16 protein-coding genes and 1 tRNA gene are annotated in these 23,239 nt (G+C 51.3%); 14 read left to right on the plus strand and 3 right to left on the minus strand.

Annotated features, from left to right (window positions below):
* The first annotated feature begins 45 nt into the window (after window positions 1-45).
* From fadB to AACY82_RS02395, 10 genes are all read left to right on the plus strand, one after another.
* Window positions 46-2,217: a fatty acid oxidation complex subunit alpha FadB gene (gene fadB / locus AACY82_RS02350; RefSeq protein WP_339615149.1), complete on the plus strand. Its 2,172-nt coding sequence runs from the start codon at window positions 46-48 to the stop codon at window positions 2,215-2,217.
* An 11-nt stretch (window positions 2,218-2,228) separates the two neighbouring features.
* A complete protein-coding gene (fadA, locus tag AACY82_RS02355; RefSeq protein ID WP_339615150.1) occupies window positions 2,229-3,428 on the plus strand; it encodes an acetyl-CoA C-acyltransferase FadA in 1,200 nt (399 codons plus the stop codon).
* A 122-nt stretch (window positions 3,429-3,550) separates the two neighbouring features.
* Window positions 3,551-4,900: a hypothetical protein gene (locus tag AACY82_RS02360; protein WP_339615151.1), complete on the plus strand. Its 1,350-nt coding sequence runs from the start codon at window positions 3,551-3,553 to the stop codon at window positions 4,898-4,900.
* A gap of 151 nt (window positions 4,901-5,051) precedes the next feature.
* Window positions 5,052-5,136: transfer RNA gene (locus tag AACY82_RS02365), tRNA-Leu, on the plus strand.
* A 97-nt stretch (window positions 5,137-5,233) separates the two neighbouring features.
* Complete coding sequence (tig, locus tag AACY82_RS02370; RefSeq protein WP_339615152.1) at window positions 5,234-6,547, plus strand: trigger factor; 1,314 nt, start codon at window positions 5,234-5,236, stop codon at window positions 6,545-6,547.
* A 170-nt stretch (window positions 6,548-6,717) separates the two neighbouring features.
* Window positions 6,718-7,353 (plus strand): ATP-dependent Clp endopeptidase proteolytic subunit ClpP, encoded by a 636-nt coding sequence (clpP, locus tag AACY82_RS02375; protein WP_339615153.1) that lies wholly within the window; start codon window positions 6,718-6,720, stop codon window positions 7,351-7,353.
* A 108-nt stretch (window positions 7,354-7,461) separates the two neighbouring features.
* Window positions 7,462-8,763: an ATP-dependent Clp protease ATP-binding subunit ClpX gene (gene clpX / locus AACY82_RS02380; protein ID WP_339615154.1), complete on the plus strand. Its 1,302-nt coding sequence runs from the start codon at window positions 7,462-7,464 to the stop codon at window positions 8,761-8,763.
* A 159-nt stretch (window positions 8,764-8,922) separates the two neighbouring features.
* Window positions 8,923-11,337, plus strand: coding sequence for an endopeptidase La (lon, locus tag AACY82_RS02385; protein WP_339615155.1), 2,415 nt, complete (start codon window positions 8,923-8,925; stop codon window positions 11,335-11,337).
* 288 nt (window positions 11,338-11,625) lie between these two features.
* Window positions 11,626-11,898, plus strand: coding sequence for a nucleoid-associated protein HU-beta (hupB, locus tag AACY82_RS02390; RefSeq protein ID WP_339615156.1), 273 nt, complete (start codon window positions 11,626-11,628; stop codon window positions 11,896-11,898).
* Window positions 11,899-12,043: 145 nt separating this feature from the next.
* The gene (locus AACY82_RS02395; protein ID WP_339615157.1) at window positions 12,044-13,906 is read left to right on the plus strand and encodes a SurA N-terminal domain-containing protein; all 1,863 of its coding nucleotides are present in this window, start codon (window positions 12,044-12,046) and stop codon (window positions 13,904-13,906) included.
* A gap of 112 nt (window positions 13,907-14,018) precedes the next feature.
* Here the strand turns inward: AACY82_RS02395 and AACY82_RS02400 are convergent, their stop codons facing one another.
* Both AACY82_RS02400 and AACY82_RS02405 read right to left on the minus strand, forming a co-directional pair.
* On the minus strand, window positions 14,019-14,987 hold the full coding sequence (locus AACY82_RS02400) for a diguanylate cyclase (RefSeq protein WP_339615158.1): 969 nt from the start codon (window positions 14,985-14,987) through the stop codon (window positions 14,019-14,021).
* Window positions 14,988-15,004: 17 nt separating this feature from the next.
* Window positions 15,005-15,625 (minus strand): histidine kinase, encoded by a 621-nt coding sequence (locus AACY82_RS02405; RefSeq protein WP_339615159.1) that lies wholly within the window; start codon window positions 15,623-15,625, stop codon window positions 15,005-15,007.
* Between the two features lie 342 nt (window positions 15,626-15,967).
* Here AACY82_RS02405 and AACY82_RS02410 point away from each other — a divergent pair, with 342 nt between their 5' ends.
* Genes AACY82_RS02410 through AACY82_RS02425 form a run of 4 tightly spaced genes read left to right on the plus strand, consistent with a single transcriptional unit; the run spans window position 15,968 to window position 21,578 of the window.
* Window positions 15,968-17,812, plus strand: a complete 1,845-nt coding sequence (locus AACY82_RS02410; RefSeq protein ID WP_339615160.1) for an extracellular solute-binding protein — start codon at window positions 15,968-15,970, stop codon at window positions 17,810-17,812.
* A 24-nt stretch (window positions 17,813-17,836) separates the two neighbouring features.
* Window positions 17,837-18,922 (plus strand): microcin C ABC transporter permease YejB, encoded by a 1,086-nt coding sequence (locus AACY82_RS02415; protein WP_339615161.1) that lies wholly within the window; start codon window positions 17,837-17,839, stop codon window positions 18,920-18,922.
* Between the two features lie 12 nt (window positions 18,923-18,934).
* Window positions 18,935-19,957, plus strand: coding sequence for an ABC transporter permease (locus tag AACY82_RS02420; protein ID WP_339615162.1), 1,023 nt, complete (start codon window positions 18,935-18,937; stop codon window positions 19,955-19,957).
* A 7-nt stretch (window positions 19,958-19,964) separates the two neighbouring features.
* Entirely contained in the window at window positions 19,965-21,578 is a 1,614-nt protein-coding gene (locus tag AACY82_RS02425) for an ABC transporter ATP-binding protein (RefSeq protein ID WP_339615163.1), read from the plus strand.
* Here AACY82_RS02425 and AACY82_RS02430 read toward each other — a convergent pair.
* On the minus strand, window positions 21,562-23,151 hold the full coding sequence (locus AACY82_RS02430; RefSeq protein ID WP_339615164.1) for a LysM peptidoglycan-binding domain-containing protein: 1,590 nt from the start codon (window positions 23,149-23,151) through the stop codon (window positions 21,562-21,564). The genes AACY82_RS02425 and AACY82_RS02430 overlap by 17 nt on opposite strands.
* Between the last annotated feature and the right edge of the window lie 88 nt (window positions 23,152-23,239).

Raw genomic sequence — 23,239 nt, forward strand, 5'->3', positions numbered from 1 at the left:
AAAAAGTCATAACAACCAACGCCGCAGTCAATGATGAGGCACATTATGTATCAAGGTGATATTTTTACACTAACGCGCAAGGCTGGTATTGCTGAGCTGGAAATCAATACGCCAGACTCTCCCGTTAATGTTTTTAGCCGCAAAGCGATAGCCGAGCTTAGCCAGGTGCTAGACGTACTGGAGCACGCCGAGTTGTCGGGACTGATGATTGTCAGCGGTAAAGATTCGTTTTTGGCGGGAGCCGATATCAAGGAGTTTACCGATGTGTTTTCGTCGGGTGGCGAAGCAATCGCCGCACACCTTACGCCCAACATACAAAACTTTCAGCGCCTGCAGTCGCTTCCTTTTGCCACTGTGGCGGTCATCAATAAGCTCGCCCTTGGTGGTGGCCTTGAGATGGCGTTGGCGTGTGACTACCGAGTCGCGGATACGGGCGCTCGTATTGGTTTACCCGAAACTCGTCTGGGTATTATTCCCGGTTGGGGCGGTACCGTACGTCTACCTCGCATTGCCGGTTTAGATACCGCGCTTGAATGGATTGCCACCGCAAAAGAGGCCAGCGCCGCTGATGCACTAAAAGCTCATGTACTCGACGCCGTAGTGGCGCAAGACGAGCTGCGTAGTTGCGCAGCTGAGTTGTTGCGCCGCTGCGCACAGGGCGAGATGGATTACGAATTGCGTCGTCAACAAAAAAATCAGCCATTAGCACTAAACCCTATTGAGTCGGGTCTTGCCTTTGAATCGGCTAAAGCCTTTATCGCGCAAAAAGCCGGCAGGCATTATCCCGCCCCCTTGGCTGCGCTGGAGGCGATTCGAGAGGCGGCGACAAAATCCGCGCTCGAGGCGGCAAAATCGGAGCTGGCGTATTTTATACAGGTGGCTCAAACGGATACCGCAAAAGCTTTAAGCGGTTTGTTTATCGCCGATCAAGCGCTCTCTAAAAAAGCGCGTCAGTGGCAGGCCAAGGCGTCGGTTAAAACCGCTAAGCTCGCGGTGGTAGGTGCTGGTATTATGGGTGGGGGTATCGCCTGCCAGTCGGCACTAAAAGGGTTGCCGGTCGCCCTTAAAGATATTAACCAGAAAGGCATCGATTTAGGCTTGCAAGAAGCTGCCAGCGTTCTGGGGCGTCGAGTTGAAAAAGGTAAAATGTCGGTGGCAGCGTTGGCAGAGGCGCTAACGCGTATTCAACCAACGCTTAACGACCAGCCGCTGGCTACGGCGGACGTGGTGGTTGAAGCGGTAGTGGAAAATATTGCGGTTAAAAAAACCGTGCTGGCTGACGTGGAAGCGCAGCTGCCAGCTACGGCTGTGTTGAGTTCTAATACGTCGACTATTTCTATTACGGAATTGGCAACGGCATTAACACGGCCAGAGCAGTTTTGCGGTCTGCATTTTTTTAACCCAGTGCACGCCATGCCGTTGGTAGAAGTGATTCGCGGCGCAAAGACCTCGGACGATACCGTTGCGCGCGCGGTTGAGTGTGCCGGTGCATTGGGCAAAAAAGCGGTCGTGGTTAACGATTGCGCCGGCTTCTTAGTAAACCGGGTTCTGTTTGCCTATTTTGCGGGCTTTGCCGCTCTACTGGATGACGGTGTGGACTTTACCCATATCGATGCTGCCATGGTGCGTTGGGGTTGGCCAATGGGGCCGGCACACTTGCTTGATGTGGTGGGGCTGGATACCGCCGAACACGCTGAGGCGACTATGGCTAACGCGTTTCCCGGGCGTATGGGCAGGACTAACCCCTCGCCAACCACTATTTTGTATCAGGCAGGCTTGTTGGGGCAAAAAGGCGGCAAAGGGTTTTATTGCTATGAAAAAGACAAGCGCGGCCGTCCGCAAAAAACACCCAACCCGGATGCGGTGCAAATGCTCAATATACAATCGACGGCTAAGCCCGATGACGAAACGATTGTCTTGCGTATGATGGCGCCGCTGGTAAACGAGCTTTGCCGCACCTTGCAAGAGGGTATTGTCGGGTCGGTAGCCGAAGCCGATATGGCGATGATTTACGGTCTGGGCTTCCCGGCCCATCGCGGTGGTGTATTGCGTTGGGTAGACAGTATTGGGGTGCGTCAGTTTTGCGAACAACTCAACACGTTACGTCAGTATGGGCCTTTGTATCAAACCGAGCCCATGATGTCAGAGCTGGCCGAGCAGGGCACAAGTTTTTATGGCTCAGCCGCCACTAGTGCCACATTAAACCCAAGCCACTAAGGAGGCTCCCGGTGACTACACAATTTGTTTCATCATCACGTTTACAGCCGAGAGATCCCGTCATTGTTGACTTTGCGCGCAGTGCGATGGGGCGCTCAAAAGGCGGGTGCTTCCGACACTCGCGCGCCGACGACATCTCGGCGGCGCTGGTGCGTGGCTTGCTTGCCCGAAATGCCGCGTTGGACCCGTCGGAAATTGACGACTTAATTTGGGGTTGCGTGCTGCAGCGCGAAGAGCAAGCTTTTAACATCGCCCGCTATATTGTGTTACTGGCTGGGCTGGACCATTCAATACCGGCACAAACCGTTAATCGCTTGTGTGGCTCGTCAATGGCGGCTTTGCACTCCGCCAGCGCCAATATCCAGGCGGGGCTTGGCGATGTGTACCTTGTTGGAGGGGTTGAACACTTGGGGCACTTGCCTATGTACGAGGCAATGGACCCAAACCCACTGCTGGGGTTAAGTGTGGCCAAAGCTGCGGGTAATATGGGGCTGACGGCGGAATACCTCGCCCAGTTGCACGGCATTGAGCGTGACGCGATGGATAAACTTTCTTTGCGTTCACATCTGTTAGCGGCTAAAGCGCGAGACACTGGCGAGTTTGACTGCGAGATTATTCCTGTTGCCGGGCATACCGCAGATGGCGTGCCAGCGATGATTGCCGCAGACGAAACGATTCGCGCCGACACCACATTAGAGGGGCTGGCGGCGCTTAAGCCGGTGTTTGATCCTGTTAATGGCAAAGTAACGGCTGGCAGTTCATCGCAATTGTCCGATGGCGCCTCCGCCATGCTGGTGATGTCGGCCGAGCGCGCCGCGAGTCTCGGGCTAACCCCGCGGGCGCGAGTACGTTCGCAAGCGGTGGCCGGGGTCGACCCGTCTATTATGGGTTACGGGCCAGTACCCGCCAGTCGCAAGGCTCTTAAAATGGCAGGGCTTACAACCGCCGACATTGACTATGTCGAGCTTAATGAGGCTTTTGCGGCGCAAGCGCTACCGGTACTGAAAGACTTAGACTTTTTGCCGCAAATGGATGAGCGCGTAAACGTCCACGGCGGCGCTATTGCCTTGGGGCATCCGTTTGGCTGCTCCGGCACTCGCATTACCGGCTCTTTGCTCAGCGTGCTTGAGTCACGCGATGCCTCAATTGGGTTGGCAACCATGTGCATTGGTTTGGGGCAGGGTATTGCGACCGTTATCGAGCGGGTTTAGCGGAAGCTTAGGTTTGTAAGCTTGCGAGCGGCTACCTCTGTTAGAATAGGCCGCCCGTAATGCTCGCTGCAGATGCTGCCCTCCTGCATCTGTAGCAAAACGCTGCTTGGAGATTGCCGCGCTTGAAGATTTACTCTGCTTTAAACCTAGACACCTTTTTGGCTAACAGCGTCCAGCAACTAGCGGCTAATAAGCTGCTAGCGCTGCAGTTTGAGCATCATGCTTATTATTTGCCAGAGCCAAAAACGCAAACCTTGCTGGCCGTAGTGAGCGGTGCGGTCGATAATTTACAGGGGTTTATTTGCCTTGCAACGGACGATGCCTTGCGCGTGGTACGCGATTGGTCCGATAGCGTTACCTTATCTCACCTCGCGCAAACGCTCGGCGCGCCGGTGCTCGATTTAGCCGGTGCGGTAGCCCTAGTTCCGGTAGCTATCCCCAAGCCTTGGGGACGGGAGGTTTGGTATACCGGTATCGAAGTGCGCGGCCAGGCAGGGGTGGGGAGTGATCGCCTGAGCACACCGCTGCCTTGGTTGCTGTCACTATTGCCCGGGCGTTTTGCCTGTGATCGGCCGCAAGAATTAACTTTATTAAAAATTCTCGATCCGTTACCCGACGAAGTGTTTGGCGACCTGTATTTTGAGATGCATGAGCGCAAGCAAGAGGTGTATGTCGTCACCCATGTCGACAAAACAGCCTGGCCCGATGGTGTGGGGGGGATTCGGTTTGGTTTTTGCCCGGCCAAGCGCGCCGAGTTTGGCGACGATGCTAGTTTTAAGGCGGCGTACCGGAACGCTGTTTCTGATTATGAAGAGGTGCGCCGACAAATTGACGCCAGACTCGACATCGTCAAGCAAGCTGAAGGCATAGAGGTAAACACCCCGGTAAGTCCCTCTCAGGTGCGCTACTGGATGCGGCATATTGATTTGGATTTGCAGCAACAGGAGCAAGCGCGACGCCAGTATATGGACAGCTTTACCCAAGTGTTGCCTTTGGTAGTGGGGGACGTGGTTAAAGTGCCGTGTTATACCCCTCACTCACTGCTGCATGGGGTGCGCACGGTAGAGTTTCAAACCCCTGTTTACGAGCGCAAGATTTTAGCGTTTGCGCAAAAAGTGTTAACTCAGGTTGAGTGGGATACTGATGCTGCACTGGCTAAAATCGATGTGGCGTGCCCGCCTCAACCTGCCATCTGCGCTTTTCAGGACGAGGAAGGAGCCATTATTCGCGAGCAGATTGTCGATTTTGATGATTTTGAAGTATGGCGCCTTAGGGCCCCTAAAGCGGGCAGTTATGTACTGGCTGGTGCCGATACCTATCAGTTGGTAATGGCGGTTTCCGGCGAGCAATCGGTCGATCAACGTTTGCTTGGCGCCGAACAGGCGATGTTAATACCCGCGCGGGCCCGTCAGGGCACTAGGATTCGGTTAGAAATAGGTGCCGTGACGCTTATTGCTAAGCCCAAGCAATGAAAATGATTGAATTCGCTAGTTGAACCTCGTCGAGGACTGTGGCAGAATCACCACCCTTCTCGCAGACAGTCTTTGGCCTTGTTGGTTTTTTAGATGTAAATCAACAGCTTGCGGTTAAAGGCGGGTTTTGCGAAATGCGCCATTGGGCGACGCGGTCGTGGTGAAATTGGTAGACACGCCAGATTTAGGTTCTGGTGCCGCAAGGTGTGAGAGTTCGAGTCTCTCCGACCGCACCAAACAATGAAAGAGAATACGCCGCCGCTCTTAGTGATCTAGGACGGCGGCGTTTTTTAACCGATGTGAGAGACATCGACGTTATTTCACGAGGAAAATATGCAGGTTTCAATCGAAACGACTTCTGGCTTAGAGCGTCGTCTGACCATCGGCGTACCCGCCGATACCGTAGAAGGCGAAATTGAAAAGCGCCTGAAAGATGCCGCTAAAAACATTCGGATTAACGGTTTTCGCAAGGGCAAAGTCCCCATGAAAATCGTTAAGCAGCGCTACGGCGCTGGTGTTCGCCAAGAAGTTGTGGGCGAAGTCATTAGCCGCTCTTTCTACGAAGCCGCACAAAAAGAAGACGTGAAACCTGCCGGTCAGCCAAGCATTCAGCCCAAGCAAATGGGCGAAGGGCAAGACTTAGAGTTTGTTGCCACCTTTGAGGTGTACCCAGAGGTTACGCTGGGCGATATCTCGGGCTTCAAAGTGACTCGCGAGTCCGCTGAGATTACCGACGAAGATATCGACAACATGATCGAAACCCTGCGCAAGCATCAAGCGACATACGAAGTCGTTAAGCGTGCTAGCGCCGATGGCGATCAGGTAAATATTGATTTTACTGGCACCAAAGACGGTGAAGAGTTCGAAGGCGGTAAGGCGCAGGGCCACAACTTAGTGTTGGGCTCAAACTCCATGATCCCTGGTTTTGAAGACGGCATCGTGGGCATGAAAGCCGGCGATGAGAAAACCATTAAGGTCACCTTCCCGGAAGACTATCAGTCGGAAGATCTTAAAGGTGCTGACGTCGAATTTGCAATTAAAGTAAATAGCGTCTCAGAGCAAACCTTACCAGAGCTGAAAAAACCTTTCTTCCAAACCTTTGGTCTGGAAAAGGGCGGAATTAAGGCCTTCCAGAAGGAAGTTAAGGCCAATATGGAGCGCGAGCTGAAGAACGCGCTAAAAGGTAAGGTAAAGTCTCAGGTTATGGATCAATTGATCGAGAGCCATGAGGTTGACCTGCCCAAAGCGTTGGTTGGCAACGAAATTGATGTGCTGCGCAATCAAATGATGCAGCGCTTTGGTAAGCAGCCCGAGGGGTTTGATGCAAAATCAATGCTGCCTGACAGCATGTTTGAAGAAGAGGCCAAACGCCGCGTTGCGCTGGGCTTGATTGTCGGCGAAGTTGTAAAATCTGCCAACATCAAACCAGAGGCCAAAGCTGTACGTAGCATGGTTGAAGAGATTGCCGGTACTTACGAAGAGCCGCAAGAGGTTATCGACTATTATTACAGCCAGCGTCAAATGTTGGCCGGTATTGAGTCGGCGGTACTGGAAGACCAGGTTGTCGAGTATATTCTCGAAAAGGCAGACGTAACTGAAGCGACTGCCACCTATGACGAGATCATGCAGCCAAAAGCCGAAAAATAACGCTTTTTGGACAAAAATGCCGCGAAACGCTCGTTTCGCGGCCACTCTCCCTCCCAATTCTCTTACGGCGCTGGCAAACAGTCCCGTCACAGGTTAAGCTCCCACTATCTCGGTTTAATGGCGGCTTCGCGCCGTGTTTGTGACATTTTCAGAAGAAGGTATGAAGCACAATGTCCTACCCGCAATCAGATCGTAGTACTCAAGAGATCACCGCCAGCGGCTTAGTGCCAATGGTTGTCGAGCAAACCGCTCGGGGAGAGCGCTCGTACGATATCTACTCGCGCCTTTTAAAGGAGCGTGTGATTTTTTTAACCGGCCAGGTAGAAGATCATATGGCCAATCTGGTGTGCGCCCAGTTGCTTTTCCTAGAGGCGGAAAATCCAGATAAAGACATTCACTTGTACATTAACTCGCCCGGTGGCTCGGTAACAGCAGGCATGTCCATTTACGACACCATGCAGTTTATCAAGCCAGATGTGAGCACAATGTGCATGGGGCAGGCTTGCTCTATGGGTGCTTTTTTACTGGCATCGGGCGCCAAAGGTAAGCGTTACTGCTTGCCTAACTCGCGGGTGATGATTCACCAGCCCAGTGGTGGTGCTCAGGGTCAGGCGTCGGATATCCATATCCACGCCCAAGAGATCCTTAAGATTCGCGAGCGGTTGAACCAAATTTTGGCCAATCACAGCGGTCAGAAGCTAGAGCAAATAGAGCTGGACACCGAGCGTGATAAGTTTATGTCAGCGGATGAGGCAAAAGAGTACGGCATTGTCGATTCCGTTGTCTCGAGCCGGGTTGAGACTTAATTCATCCCAGTAGAGTATTGCAGTCTCGGTTGATTTACCTGCTGGGGCTTGAAAATTTAGGGTAAAGACTGCATCTTTACTCCATAGGTTAAGAATGGGAGTGGTTTAATGACCGATCACACCGGTGATAGCGGCGACAAAAACGGTAAGCTTTTGTATTGCTCGTTTTGCGGTAAGAGCCAGCACGAGGTTCGCAAGTTAATTGCGGGGCCCTCTGTGTTTATATGTGACGAGTGTGTCGATCTGTGTAACGACATTATTCGCGAAGAAATCCAAGAAACCGCTGCAGAGGGTCAGTCGGAAAAACTGCCTAAGCCGGCTGAGATTTCTGGCATTCTCGATCAGTACGTTATTGGCCAACAACCGGCTAAAAAAGTATTGGCTGTGGCAGTGTATAACCACTACAAACGCTTGCGCGTTGGTGGCGCCAAAGGCAAAGAGAAAGACGCCGTTGAATTGGGTAAAAGTAATATTTTGCTGGTGGGCCCCACCGGTAGTGGTAAAACACTCCTGGCCGAAACCCTAGCGCGCCTGTTAAATGTGCCCTTTACCATTGCCGATGCGACGACCTTGACCGAAGCAGGCTATGTCGGCGAAGACGTTGAAAACATCATTCAAAAGCTACTGCAAAAATGCGACTACGATGTCGAGAAAGCGCAGCAGGGTATCGTTTACATCGATGAGATCGATAAGATCTCTCGTAAGTCGGACAACCCCTCCATTACCCGTGATGTCTCGGGTGAGGGTGTGCAGCAAGCGCTTTTGAAGCTTATTGAGGGCACCGTAGCATCCGTGCCGCCTCAAGGTGGGCGCAAACATCCGCAGCAGGAGTTTTTGCAGGTTGATACCGGTAATATCCTGTTTATCTGTGGCGGCGCATTTGCGGGCTTGGATAAAGTGATTCGCGACCGTTCAGAGCGTGGCGGTATCGGTTTTGGCGCTGAAGTTAAAAGCAAAAACGATGACAAGAGCTTTGGCGACACTCTGCACGAGCTTGAGCCAGAAGATTTAGTGCGCTACGGCTTGATCCCTGAGTTTGTAGGGCGCTTGCCTGTTATCGCAACGCTAGACGAGCTGGACAATGAAGCCTTAGTGCAGATTCTTGCTGAGCCGAAAAACGCTTTAACCAAGCAGTATCAACGCTTGTTTGATATGGAAGGGGTTGAGCTGGACTTCCGCCGTGATGCATTGGAGGCTGTGGCGCAAAAGGCTATGGATCGCAAAACCGGTGCCCGCGGCTTGCGCTCAATTATGGAGTCTGTCTTGCTGGACACCATGTACCGCATTCCTTCAGAGGAAAGTGTTAAGAAAGTGGTGGTTGATGAGAGCGTGATTAAAGGCGAATCTGAGCCTTTACTGGTGTATGAAAACCAAGAGCCCGCTCCCAGCAAGGTCGCCAAAGAAGACTGAGTTTCGTAGCTAAACTGCTGTAAAACTGCGCAAATAGGGTACTTTTAGTACCCTATTTGCGTTTTTATTCCCTCCTGTCTTGTAATTTCCTCCGCTCGACCCCAATCTTAAGGTGTAAGGCTAATAAGCCCGTTGTAACCAGACCATTAGGGGGTCTCTATGGACCAGAATGAGCAAGTATCAAAGAACTCCGATTTACCCTTGTTGCCGTTGCGGGATGTCGTAGTCTATCCGCACATGGTGATTCCCCTGTTTGTCGGTCGGCAAAAGTCTATCGAAGCGCTTGAGAGCGCAATGCGCGCTGACAAGCAGATCGTCTTAGTGGCACAAAAAAGTCCTACTGATGACGACCCAACCCCAAGCGACCTATACCAAGTAGGCACGCTTGCCACAATCCTACAGCTACTCAAACTGCCCGACGGCACCGTCAAAGTGTTGGTTGAAGGCGGCGAGCGGGTGTCTATCGATAATGCTGAAGAGGAAGACGGCCACTACCGCGTTGCCGTGAGCGTCTTTGCCGAGGAAGCCTTGGCCAGTGAAGACGCCGAGGCGTTGATTAAAACCGCGCGCGACCATTTTGAGCAATATGTCAGTTTGTCGCGCAAGGTGTCGTCGGAGGTGATGAGCTCGCTGAGCGGTATTGATGATCCGAGCCGCTTTGCCGATACGGTTGCCGCGCATATGGCGCTTGAGTTGGAGCAAAAACAAGCGGTACTTGAGCTTACCGGCGTTCGCGAGCGAATTGAAAGTTTGCTCGAGCTGATGGATGGGCAAATCGACCTGCTGCAGGTCGAGAAGAAAATTCGCGGCCGCGTTAAAAAACAGATGGAAAAAAGCCAGCGCGAGTACTACCTGAATGAGCAAATGAAGGCGATTCAGAAAGAGCTGGGCGATATGGGCGAAGAGGTCAACGAGGTTGACGAGCTGGAGCAAAAAATTGCCGACAGCGGAATGTCGGAAGAAGCCCAAGAGAAAACTCGCGCCGAACTTGGCAAGTTAAAAATGATGTCGCCGATGTCCGCCGAGGCCTCGGTGCTGCGGGCCTATATCGACTGGATGATCAAGGTCCCTTGGAAAAAACGCAGTAAAGTGCGCCACGATCTCGCCCGGGCCGAGGCAGTGCTCGAAAAAGATCACCACGGCCTCGAAGAGGTTAAAGAGCGTATTCTCGAGTACCTGGCAGTACAAAAACGCGTTAAAAAAATCAAAGGCCCTATCTTGTGTCTGGTGGGCCCTCCGGGGGTTGGTAAAACCTCCTTGGGCGAATCTATCGCTCGCGCAACCAACCGCAAATTTGTGCGTATGGCGCTGGGTGGTGTGCGTGATGAGGCAGAAATTCGCGGCCATCGCCGCACTTACATTGGTTCTTTGCCAGGCAAGTTAGTGCAAAAAATGGCCAAGGCCGGGGTTAAAAACCCACTGTTTTTGCTCGACGAAGTCGACAAGATGGGCATGGACAACCGCGGTGATCCAGCCTCAGCGCTGTTAGAGGTGCTGGACCCGGAGCAGAACAACCACTTCAACGATCACTACCTTGAGGTTGATTACGATCTTTCCGACGTGATGTTTGTCTGCACCTCAAACTCGATGAATATCCCCGGCCCATTGCTGGACCGGATGGAGGTCATCCGGATTCCCGGTTATACCGAAGAAGAAAAGCTGAATATTGCCAAAAAGTACCTGATTCCCAAGCAAGTGAAAGCCAATGGCCTAAAAGAGGGTGAAATGGCGGTGGATGATGACGTTATTCGCGACATAATCCGCTATTACACGCGTGAAGCCGGGGTTCGTGGGCTGGACCGCGAAGTTGCCAAGCTGGCTCGTAAAGTCGTGACCAAGCACGTTCGGGCGGCCGATAAGACCACCGACACCATTACCGTTGATGCGTTGGAAGATTTACTGGGTGTGCGTAAATTTGATTTTGGCCGAGCTGAAAACGATGATCAGATCGGTCAGGTAACGGGACTTGCCTGGACCCAAGTTGGCGGGGAGCTGCTAACCATTGAGTCTACGGCGGTAAAAGGTAAGGGTAGAGTGATAAAAACCGGCTCGCTCGGTGATGTCATGCAGGAGTCTATCCAGGCGGCGTTAACCGTGGTTCGCTCGCGTGCGCAAGTGTTGGGAGTCGCGCCGGATTACCACGAAAAAATGGACATTCATATTCATGTGCCAGAGGGGGCAACGCCTAAAGATGGCCCCAGTGCCGGGGTGGGGATGTGCACGGCCTTGGTGTCTGTGCTGACCTCTATTCCCGTTAGAGCTGATGTGGCCATGACCGGCGAGATTACCCTGCGCGGTGAGGTACTGCGTATTGGCGGCCTAAAAGAGAAGTTGCTGGCCGCTCACCGTGGTGGCATTAAAACTGTTGTGATTCCAGCGGATAACGAGCGTGATCTTAAGGAAATTCCCGACAACATTAAGGCGGATTTAACGATACGCCCGGTTAAATGGATTGACGAGGTGCTGCAAATCGCCTTACAGCATACACCGACGCCACTGAGTGATGAAGAGTACCAGGCGTTGGAGCAAAAGGCTGAGCAGTCGGAAAATGGCAACCGAATTAACACACATTAGTGTGTTAATTCGGCTCTATGGGTTGTTACTTTGAGTAACTTGATTGCGCTCTAAAATTACTCGCCTGGGCCCAGAAACTCTGCTTTTGCTCAAATAGCAGACAAAACTGGGATACTTACGGCGATTGTCGCAGCCCAGCCTTGACCCGACCGGAGCCACTTGGTATAAATCGCAGTTCAACAGAAGTGGTGGTGCGGGACTAAGTCCGGTGAGTCGTTGATGCCATCCATCAATAAGCACTGCACAACTATAAACGCTAGTTCTGGAAATTTATTAAAGGGGTTTAACGTGAATAAAACTGAGCTGATCGAAGCCATCGCCGCATCTGCGGATATCTCTAAAGCTGCTGCGGGACGTGCACTGGATGCCGTTGTTGATGGCGTTACTGACTCACTGAAAAAAGGTGATCAAGTTGTGCTAGTAGGGTTTGGTACTTTTTCTGTAAAAGATCGTGCCGCACGCACCGGGCGCAATCCGCAAACCGGCGCTGAAATTCAGATCGCTGCTGCGAAAGTGCCTAGCTTTAAAGCCGGTAAGGCTCTGAAAGACGCTGTCAATTAAGCCAAGTTTTAGTTTAATTGAAGCCACGTTAGCGTTTTAAAAGAAACCCTAACGTTTAAAAGGCGCATCCAAGATGCGCCTTTTTTGTGTACCGACATAAATATTTGTGTGCAGACATAAAACTGCCCCCGTTCAGGAGCTGGACATGTTACAAACAATGCGCGATAACTCTAAAGGAGTTGTCGCCGGAATCTTAGTCGGTTTGCTGGTGATTATCTTCGCGCTCTCGGGAGCCGAAGCTCTCTTTTCTAGCACGAATACCTCGCAAACCGTATTGACCATTAACGGTCAGGATATTACCGAGACTGAAGTGACTCGCGCAATCGAGCAGCAAAAACAACAGTTGCGCAGCCGCTTTGGCGATTCGGTGCCCGAGGATTTTCTCAGCAGTGAGAACTTGCGAGAGCCCGCTATTGAAAACCTAGTGCGCCGCACCTTATTGACGCAAGCCGCCCAAGAGGCCGGCATGACGGTTTCGGATGCGCGCTTAAACAGTGTGATTACGTCGATCCCCGCGTTTCAGAACCTCGACGGTGAGTTTGATCCAGACCGCTACCAACAATCGCTGCGCATGCTGGCTTATACCCCGGCATCCTACAAGCGTGAGTTGATTCGCGACTTAACGGTTAATCAACTGGCAAGCGGTGTATCAGGCACTAATTTTGTTACGGACGCGGAGCTTCAGTACTTAATTGAGCTGAACAATCAAACCCGCGACTTTAGCTTTGTCACGTTTAATGCTGAAAAATTAATGGAAAGCATTGATGTTAGCGAAGCTGAGATCGAGCAGTATTACCAACAAAACAGCGAGCGCTTTACGGTTCCTGAGAAGGTGGCTGTCGAATACATTGACTTAAGTGTTGATGAACTGGCGGCAAATGAAAGTGTTGACGAGGCTGAGCTGCGTACACAGTACGAAGAAAATATTGAAGATTTTGCGCCTTCAGTTGAACGCCATGCCGCACACATTTTGCTCGAAGATCCGAGCGATGAAAAAATTGCCGAGGTTCAGGCCAAGCTTAACAGCAACGCCGACTTCGCCGAGCTGGCTGCCGAGTACTCGGACGATTTAGGGTCTAAGGATAGCGGCGGCGATCTGGGTGTTTCTGGTGGTGATGCATTCCCTGAAGACTTTGAAGAGGCTTTGGCCGGGTTGTCTGTTGGTGAGGTCTCAGGTCCGGTTACGACCGATGCCGGCACTCACTTTATCAAGCTTCTGGAAGAAAGCGGTGGCGAGCCCACGAGCTTTGCCGAGCAGAAGGAGCAGCTGGCAGAGCAGGCCAAGCGCACCGCCGCCGAGGCTCGCTTTATCGAGCTACTTGATCAGCTTGAAGATTTGTCTTACAACGCTGAAAGCCTGGCTAATGTCGCTGAGCAGCTGAATGTTAAAGTCGCCCAAAGTGAGCTTTTTGCACGCAGCGGCGGCAATGGTATTAGCGCGTCGCCTGCCGTTGCCAAAGCGGCGTTTAGCGAAGAGGTGTTAACCCACGATAACGCCAGTGAGGTTATCGAGCTGGCGCCAGATCGTGTGGTTGTGGTGAAAAAGATCGCCCATGAGCCAAGCTTTGTTAAGCCTTTGGGCGAGGTGAGTGATCAAATCGCAACGACTTTACGAGAAGAGCAGGCCGCGAATCTGCTGGCAGAAAAAGGCAAATCATTGCAGAGTCGCCTCTTGGAGGGCGCTGACTTAGCACAGTTGGCCGAAGCCGAGGCGCTTGAGGTAACCTCATTAGAGGCTGTTGAGCGTGGCAATATGGAGCAGCCCAGAGGGGTTGTCGAGTTTGCCTTTAGCATGGCGCACCCGTCAGCCGACGGTGTGAGTGTCGATGGATTTGGTGCCAATGGCGAGTACTCCGTCGTCGTCTTAAGTGCTGTTAACGTGCCGCAAGAGGATATACCAGACACCGAGAAAGCGTCTGTAAGTCAGAGCTTGGCAAGTTTGCTCGGCAATGCCGACTTTGCTTCTTATCAGCAGTACCTAGAAGAAACCGCTGATATTGAGCGGTAATAGTATCTAATATTATTAGGCCATACTCTCTAAAGCCGGCGCCAATGGGTGCCGGCTTTTTTGTGCGTCGGTTTTGCGGGGTGTTAAGCGTCTTAGAAAGATGTAGCCGGGGCTATTCGCTGGCGTGGGAGCGGTTGCGGCCGTTTTCTTTGCAGAAGTAGAGCGCTTTATCGGCGCCCTCTAGCCAGTTCTGGGTCGAGCAAATAGTTTCGCTAAGCTGTTGGACCCCGAGGCTAATGGTAATTTTAACGTCGGTAGTGGCGGTGGTAATCGACTGCGCCTCGACCGCTTTGCGTAAACGCTCGGCAAACTCAAGGGCGCCGTCGGTATCTGTGTTAGTCAAAATAACACCAAATTCTTCGCCACCGTAACGCCCCGCGATATCCGTTTCGCGCAATTGCGCGCGCAGGCACTCGCTGACGCAACGGATAACGTCATCACCCACCGTGTGACCGTAGGTGTCGTTAACGACTTTAAAGTGGTCGATATCAAACAGCACTAACGAGCAGGAAATGTGATACCGGTCAAAGCGTTTGTACTCTTGTGTTAAACAGTGCTCCCAGTGCCCGCGATTGAATAACCCAGTTAAGTGGTCAATACGACTTAAGCCCTGCAGGCGGTTGTTTGCCTCAATTTGTGCAAGTTTGTTCATTGCAGTGTCGGTTACGTCGTAGACGATCAAGCATATATGCTCAACCTCCCCGTGCGTATCAATCAGGGGGATAATTGTGGTGTTTTGATACATATAGCCGGCACTGCCAGTAATGGGCCGGTAATGGGGAAACCGAAACAGGTGGGGACGTTGCTCCCAGGTGGTGAAAGCGGCACTTTGCAGTACAAAAACCGGCTCCGCCTTGCGGCGAAACCAATCTTCGGACAGCTCGGGGAAGATACTAAACAAACTGTTGCCCAGTACGTGCTCGGGGGCTTGGCCACTGTGGTTTTGCATAAACTGGTTCCACAGAGCGACATTGTACTGAGCGTCAAGCACCACAAGTCCGACATCGATATTCTGCAGAATGTCTAACAGCCAGTGAACGTCCTTGAGAAAGTGGCTCAAGTCGTCTTTTGTATCCGCCATAGCTCAGCTCGCCCGTATTATTCGATCAGGTAATTGAGTTTCTCAAGTAGCCCGTCAATGCAGTTTTCACTGATCACCAATAACAGGTCGCAGTTTACCTTGTGATCCTCAATAGTGTAATTGATCTCGATAACGAGAGCATTATGCCAATTGATTTCACGCTTCTTCAGGGTTTCCGTTAAATCGAAGTGCTCGCCCAGTAAAATCGGGGGACCCAGGCTAAACTGTGTATCCAGCTGTTTGGCAAGACTGTGTAAGCAAGCGCCACCAAGGACGTTGGTGGTGTCCATGAGTAGCTCGCTGCGGGCACTGGCGCCGGCATTGGCGTCATAGCGGAGCAGGGTGGCTAAATCCCGGTAATCGGTACCATTGAAGATCAGTAGTGCCTCGCCGGCGATACCTCCGCCAATAAACCCTTGGCAGACGCCGGCTAGCTCTTGGCCATCGCCATCCTCGCTTTGAAGCGATTGCAGCATCATGGCGATATCATTGGGTGTGAGCAGGCTGACGCTCGGAATGGAGAGAACCACAAAAACGTCCAACAGGCGCGCCAAATGGTCGGCCGACTGCCCCATAGCGACATTGGCTATTTCCTGCAGGCAGTCTCGCTGATCTTCAGTTAGGAGTGTGGCCGTCATGTCTTGGGTCTTTTTATCGTGTAACCGCATTATAACAGGCATTCAAGTTGGCTGCCGTCACCCCAATACTAGCATTTATGCAGCCTAGTGTCTGTCTTCTGGGCAGATTTACCCCTACGTTAGACGAACCTAGTCGAGGCTATTGTCAGCGCGCCAGCGCCTCGCTACACTCAATGGCTCCGGGCCCTTCGCTTCGCATTCTATGTGGTGATGTGAGCCCTTAACAAAATCGTTTTTCTGTTGTCCAAATTCGCATCGTAAATCGCCCTGATAATGTACTCTGGTGCGCCTGACGCAGACGAGTTGACCCCAAACGCGAATATTAGTACGGAGTAGTGCACCATGAAGTTTCTGAGAAACGTATTAGTCTCGCTGACATTAAGCTTTGCGGCTTGTGCGGTGTTTGCCGCCGACTCCGAAGGTGGCGCTAACAGCGTTAAGGTAATTAAGTCTCACGCTTTCGCCGACCATGGCGAGGCGAAGTATCCGGCCGATTTCAGCCATTTTGACTATGTAAACCCCGAGGCTCCCAAAGGGGGAGAGTTGGTTCTCGCGACGATTGGTACTTATGATAGCTTCAATCGCTATGCCTCTCGCGGCGATGCCGAAGTTAACAGCGAAGCGTTTTATGACACACTAATGGTCGACAGCGACGATGAGATAGGGGTTTTGTATCCCTTAATAGCCGAGAGCATTGAGTACCCCGAAGATTACACGTGGGTCGCGTTTAATTTAAACCCTGAGGCGCGCTTTCAAGATGGCACGGCTATCACTGCTGATGATGTGGTTTTTAGTTTTAACAAGTTTATGGATCAAGGTGTATCCTTTGTTAAAAACTACTATAAAGACGTGAAAAACGTTACGGCGCTAAGTCCTCATAAGGTCAAGTTTATATTTTCGAAGAGCAATCGAGATTACATAGCTGGGTTGGCGAGTTTTAATATTTTACCCAAACAATATTGGGCGGACCGAGACCTTAGTGAGCCACTCAATGAGCCACCTTTAGGTAGTGGTGCTTATAGAGTAGTCGATTACAAGATGGGGCAGTTTGCCACCTATGAGCTAATCGACGAATATTGGGCTGCAGATTTGCCTAGCCGTAAAGGGCAGCAAAACTTTAAACGTATTCGCTACGATTATTACCGTGATGATACGGTGGCATTAGAGGCCTTTAAGGCGGGTGAGTTTGACTTTCGTCGAGAAAATGTTGCTAAACAGTGGGCCGAAGGCTACGACGTTCCAGCCGTTAAAAATGGCAATATTATAAAAGAAGAGTTACAGCATAAGATTCCTCAGCCTATGCAGGCGTTTGTGTTTAACATTCAGCGAGAACCGTTTAAAGATCGTCGTGTTCGCGAGGCGTTAAATTACCTATTGGATTTTGAGTGGTTGAATAAAAACCTGTTCTATTCATCGTATACACGCAACACTAGCTATTTTGAAAATACCCCCTATAAGGCGCAGGGTAAGCCCGATGGGTTAGAACTGGAGATACTCTCTAAGTACAGGGATCAGCTGCCTAAAGAGGTTTTTAGTGATGTTTGGCGTCCTAATAAAACCAAGGGCGATGGCAATATTCGCAATGAAATGCGCCAAGCACTGCGCTTACTTAAAGAGGCAGGGTGGGAGCTTAAAGATCAAAAGCTAGTCAATACTAAAACAGACAAGCCATTTTCCTTTGAGATATTGCTTTACTCTCCATCCATGGAGCGAGTGGTTCTGCCTTTTAAACGCAATCTCGAACGAGTGGGCATTGATGTTAGTGTCCGTATGGTGGACACGACTCAATACCTCAATCGTTTGCGCTCGCGCGATTTTGATATGACTCCACAGGGCTATAGCGCAATGCCGTACCCATCATCGAATATGAAACTACGTTGGCACACTGACTATATGGATTCGACTTACAATCAAGCGGGTGTGAGTAATCCTGTGATTGATGATTTATTAGAGAAGATTGAAGCGTCTCAAGAAGATGAAGAGCGTCTTTTAGCGCTAGGCCATGTTTTTGACCGAGTAGCGTTGTGGAACTATTATGTCATTCCTCAGTGGCACTCTAAAAGTTTTCGTATCGCCCATTGGAATAAATTTTCACGCCCAGATACCCGCCCCAAATACGCCATTGGTCTTGATAGCTGGTGGTACGACTCAGATAAAGCAGAATCGTTAGGTAAGAAGCCAAATTAGCATTGGTAATAGAGGTCGTTAGATTTGGGTGCATATATTGTTCGCCGGCTGTTGTTAATTATTCCCACATTGCTGGCGATTATCACTTTAAACTTTTTTATTATACAGGCAGCTCCCGGCGGTCCGGTCGATCAAGCTATCGCCAACATGCTGGGTATGGGCGGGGCGAGCTTAGAGCGTGTTACCGGCAATGCCGGCGATTCTGACGCCGGAGGTTTAGCTCGGCAGAACCAGGATTCCCGCGCGGGCCGTGGCTTAGACCCTGAGGTGATTGCCGAAATCGAACACCAGTTTGGCTTCGATAAGCCTTTGTTTGAGCGCTACTTTACGATGCTGGGCGATTACTTAAGCTTTGATTTTGGCGATAGCCTGTTTAAAGCCAATACTGTGCTAGGGTTGATTGTAGAGCGCTTGCCGGTCTCTATTTCTCTGGGCTTGTGGAGCACGCTTATTATTTACTTTATCTCTATTCCATTGGGGATTCGTAAAGCCATTAAACATCATCAGCCTTTTGATGTTTGGACCAGTTGGGCAGTCGTGATAGGCAATGCGATACCGGGCTTTTTGTTTGCTATTTTGCTGATTATTGTCTTTGCCGGCGGCAGTTATTTAGACTGGTTTCCGCTGAGAGGGCTAGTGTCGTCCAACTTTTCTGAGCTGACTTGGTATCAAAAAATAGGTGATTATTTTTGGCATTTAACATTGCCAGTGCTGGCGTTAGTGGTGGGTGGCTTTGCCACGCTCACAATGCTAACTAAAAATTCTTTTCTCGATGAAATCAATAAACAATATGTAATTACCGCTCGCGCCAAAGGCGCGGGCGAACGGCGTATTTTGTACAAACACGTGTTTCGCAATGCCATGCTGATTATTATTGCTGGGTTCCCGGCGACCTTTATCAGCATGTTTTTTACCGGCTCGTTGCTGATTGAGGTGATTTTTTCCCTCGAAGGGCTTGGGCTGCTGGGCTTTGAGTCTACGTTGCAGCGTGATTACCCGGTAATGTTTGGCACCTTGTATATCTTTAGTCTTTTAGGGTTGCTCATTGGTATTATCAGCGATCTTGCCTACACCTGGGTTGATCCACGCATAGACTTTGAGTCCCGTTAAGGCATGAGTTTCATGAATTTAAGCCCTATTAATCGTGAGCGCTGGCACCGGTTTAAAAATAATCGTCGCGGCTATTACAGCTTGTGGATATTTCTGGCCTTATTTGGCGCAAGCTTATTAGCGGATGTGCTGGCGAATAATGTTCCGCTTATTATACAGCACGAGGGCGAGTGGTACTTTCCAGTTGTTAAAGAGTATTCCGAATTGGACTTTGGCGGTGATTTTGATGTCGCGGCCGACTACCGGGACGACTATATCGCCGAACTCATCAATGACTCAGGCTGGATGCTTTGGCCGCCGATCCGCTTTGATTATCGTGCTATTAATTATAATCTGCCGACTCCCGCTCCCAGCCCGCCTAGCGTTGAAAACTGGTTAGGTACCGATGATCTTGGCCGTGATATTTTGGCGCGTCTTATTTATGGATTCCGTATTTCTGTTATTTTTGGGCTGTTTTTAACCTTGGCTACCTCTGTGGTAGGGATCGCGGTAGGCGCGATTCAGGGCTTTTATGGCGGGAAAGTGGATTTGGTGGGGCAGCGATTTTTAGAGGTTTGGTCGAGTGTGCCAACCCTGTTTGTGCTAATTATTATTGCCAGTATGGTGCCACCCAGCTTTTGGATTTTATTGACGATCTTGTTGCTGTTTGGCTGGATGTCTTTAGTGGGCGTGGTACGGGCAGAATTTTTGCGCGCGAGAAACTTTGAGTATGTGTTGGCGGCGCGCTCCATGGGCGTTTCAAATGCTGCGATAATGTGGCGCCATTTGTTGCCCAACGCGATGGTGGCCACCATTACCTTTATTCCGTTTTTGCTGGTGGGTGGTGTGACCAGTCTAACCGCTTTGGATTTTCTCGGTTTTGGTTTGCCACCGGGCTCTGCATCCCTCGGGGAGATGGTGAGTCAGGGAAAAAATAATTTGCACGCGCCTTGGATCGGGCTGTCGGTGTTTGTGGTTTTGTCGTTATTATTAACCTTGTTAGTGTTTGTGGGCGAGGCGGTACGAGATGCCGTTGACCCTAACCGCACTCGCTAGAGCGATTATGAATCAGCCTTTACTTAGTATTACCAACCTTACCTTAACCTTCCATGGGGCGACCGATGCGACACCTGCGGTACGGGATGTTAGTTTTGATGTTTTACCCGGTGAAGTGTTGGCGCTGGTGGGTGAGAGCGGCTCGGGTAAGTCCGTTACTGCGCAGTCTATTTTGCGCTTACTCAACCCCAGCGCTGTGCGGTACGACTCGGGGCAAATATCGTTTGCCGGACACGATTTGTTGCGCGCGGACGAGCGACATCTAAATCGGATTCGCGGTGGCTCTATTGGAATGATCTTTCAGGAGCCGATGACGAGCTTAAATCCGCTGCAGAGCATTGAAAAGCAGTTGTCTGAATCGCTGTATTTACATAAAGGTACAAAGCGCGCGGCAGCGCGCCCTAAAGTGCTGGAGTGGTTGCAAAGAGTTGAGATTCGCAATGCCGAGCAACGCTTGAGTGCGCTTCCGCACGAATTAAGTGGCGGTGAGCGCCAGCGTGTGATGATCGCTATGGCGCTGATAAACGAGCCGGACTTACTGATTGCCGATGAGCCGACCACCGCTCTCGATGTAACCGTCCAGGCGCAAATTTTACGTCTTTTAAAGCGGCTGCAAAAAGAGTTGGGGATGTCGGTGTTGTTTATTACCCATGACTTGGGGATCGTACGCAAGTTGGCAGACAGGGTGATGATTATGCGTCGCGGTGAGCTTTTAGAGCGTGGCGTAACCGCCGAGGTGTTTGATAACCCTAAAACCGACTATGCCCGGCAGCTGCTGGCGGCAGAGCCGGGCGCACCGCCAGCGCCACTTGCACAAGCTAACCCGTTATTAACGGTCGATCATTTGCGTACTTGGTTTGGTGTTAGTACAGGGTTGTTGCGGCGAGTAAAGCACTACGTTAAAGCCGTAGATGATATTAGTTTTACATTGGCTGAAGGCGAAACTCTGGGCATTGTGGGCGAGAGTGGCTCAGGTAAAACCACATTAGGGCGCTCTGTGTTGCAGCTGATTAAGTGTGAGGGTGATGTGCACTTTACTCTTGCTGGCGAAAAGGCCTCGCGTAACTTATTGCACCTTAGCGCCAAGCAAATGAAACCTTTACGACGTCATATTCAGATGATATTTCAGGACCCGTTCGCCAGTTTGAGCCCGCGAATGTCAGTGCTGCAAATTATCGCTGAGGGGTTAAAAGTACACGAGCGTTATAGTAAAACAGAATTGGAAGCGCGCGTGATTGACGCGATGCGCGAGGTTCAGCTCGATCCTGAATTGCGCCACCGTTACCCCAACGAGTTTTCCGGTGGTCAACGTCAGCGTATCGCTATTGCTCGCGCGCTGGTGTTAAAACCACGCTTGTTGGTACTTGATGAGCCGACCTCGGCACTGGATCGTTCGGTGCAAAAAGACATTGTTGATATGTTGCAGCGGCTGCAGCGCGAGTACGGTTTATCCTATTTGTTTATCAGTCACGACCTCAGCGTCGTGCGCTCCATGAGCCATCGCATTATGATTATGAAAGATGGCAAGGTGGTAGAGCAGGGCGCTGCCGAGCGTATATTTAACCAGCCGCAGCACCCCTATTCTAAAGCCTTGCTAGCGGCAGCTAATGACCCTTTGTAACGTCAACAAATAGGGTAAGTTGCTGGCCGGGGTGAATGTATTTCTTAGTCGACACTTTGTTCCAGCGGGTAATATCTTTAATGCTGACGTTAAAGCGACTGGCAATCCGCGCCAACGAATCGCCGTTTCTTACTTTGTAGGATAGCTTGCGCACCACAGCATCGTCATCGCCGGTTTGGTCCTTAACATTTTTGCTCCACACCACCAGCTTTTGCCCAGGTTTAATGGTGTCGCGCGGCGACATGCCGTTCCAGCGCGCCAACGAGCTGACACTGACTTGATGGTTATTGGCAATTCGCCAAAAGCTATCGCCCTTGCGCACGGTGTAGCTGATTTTCTCGCCGCTAGTGCTCTTAGATCGGCTTTGGGTGCCGAGTTGGCGCTGGATCGCGCTCAGCTCGTAGTAATCGGCACCAGCGCTGGCCGTTGGAATCAGCAATACATCGCCGGCGCGAATGCGCGAGGAGCGCAACTGATTGGCGCTTTTAAGGGCCTCTACACTGGTGTTGTGGTTGTTGGCAATGCGGATAAGACTGTCGCCCGAACGAATTTTATACCGCTCCCAACTGATGCGTTGGGATGGCTCCACTCCGGCCAATGCCGCACTAAAGCTTTCGGCATGTGTGCTGGGTATCAGCAGCCGGTGCGGGCCGGCCGGGTCCGTCGCCCAGCGGTTAAAGCCGGGATTTAATAAGTAGAGCTCCTCCATTGTGATGTCGGCCAGCTCAGCGGCTTGGGCTAAATCGAGCTGCGAGCCGATATCGATAGCGACAAAATAGGGTGCGTTGGAGATCTCAGGTAAGGTAATTTTGTAGTGTTTAGGGTTTGCCACTACCTGAGAGAGCGCCAGCAGTTGTGGGACGTACGCCTGGGTTTCGCGCGGGAGCTTGAGCGACCAAAAATCAGTAGGTTTACCCGCGCGTTTATTGGCCCTAATGGCGCGCGCCAAACGGCCTTGTCCGGTGTTGTAAGCGGCCAAGGCCAACAGCCAGTCACCGTCGAACAGCGAGTGCATTCGCTTTAAGTAGCTAATGGCAGCGTTGGTTGAGGCCACTACATCGCGTCGACCGTCGTACCACCAGTTTTCTTTTAAGCCGTAATCGCCGGCGGTGCCAGACATAAACTGCCACATACCTGCAGCGGTCGCGTGAGAGTAGGCAAATGGGTCGAAGGCGCTTTCCACCACAGGCAGCAGGGCTATTTCTAATGGCAGGCCTTCCTCTTCTAGGCGTTGAACAATGTAGTAAAGGTAGCGTTGGCCGCGCTCAAATACGCGGTCTATGTATTCTGGGTGGCTTGCGTACCAGCTCTCATATTGATTGATACGTTTGTGATCTAGCTCAGACAAAACAAAGCCGGCCGTCATGCGATCGAGCAGCGTTAGCTCGGCAGGGGCGGGCTTGGGAGCGGCAATAGGGGGGGCGCTAACGGCTACCGGCTGGGTTTCTTCCGGCGCCTCATCGTCTGCGCCAATAGGTTCTTGAAAGTCGTCGTTTTCGGCGAGGATGCTGCTGCATCCGTTTAAAATCACTGAAAATAAGCACAGTAGGGCAATACGAGATACAGCAGTCATTGAGTCACTTTAGCGTTTTAGCGTAAATGGTTCACGCTTGCTAACATCCTATTATTCGCGCGAAATTCAGCCGATTCTAGGGGTTTGG

The sequence above is a fragment of the uncultured Gilvimarinus sp. genome, assembly GCF_963972205.1.
GTDB classification, from domain to species: Bacteria; Pseudomonadota; Gammaproteobacteria; order Pseudomonadales; family Cellvibrionaceae; genus Gilvimarinus; species Gilvimarinus japonicus.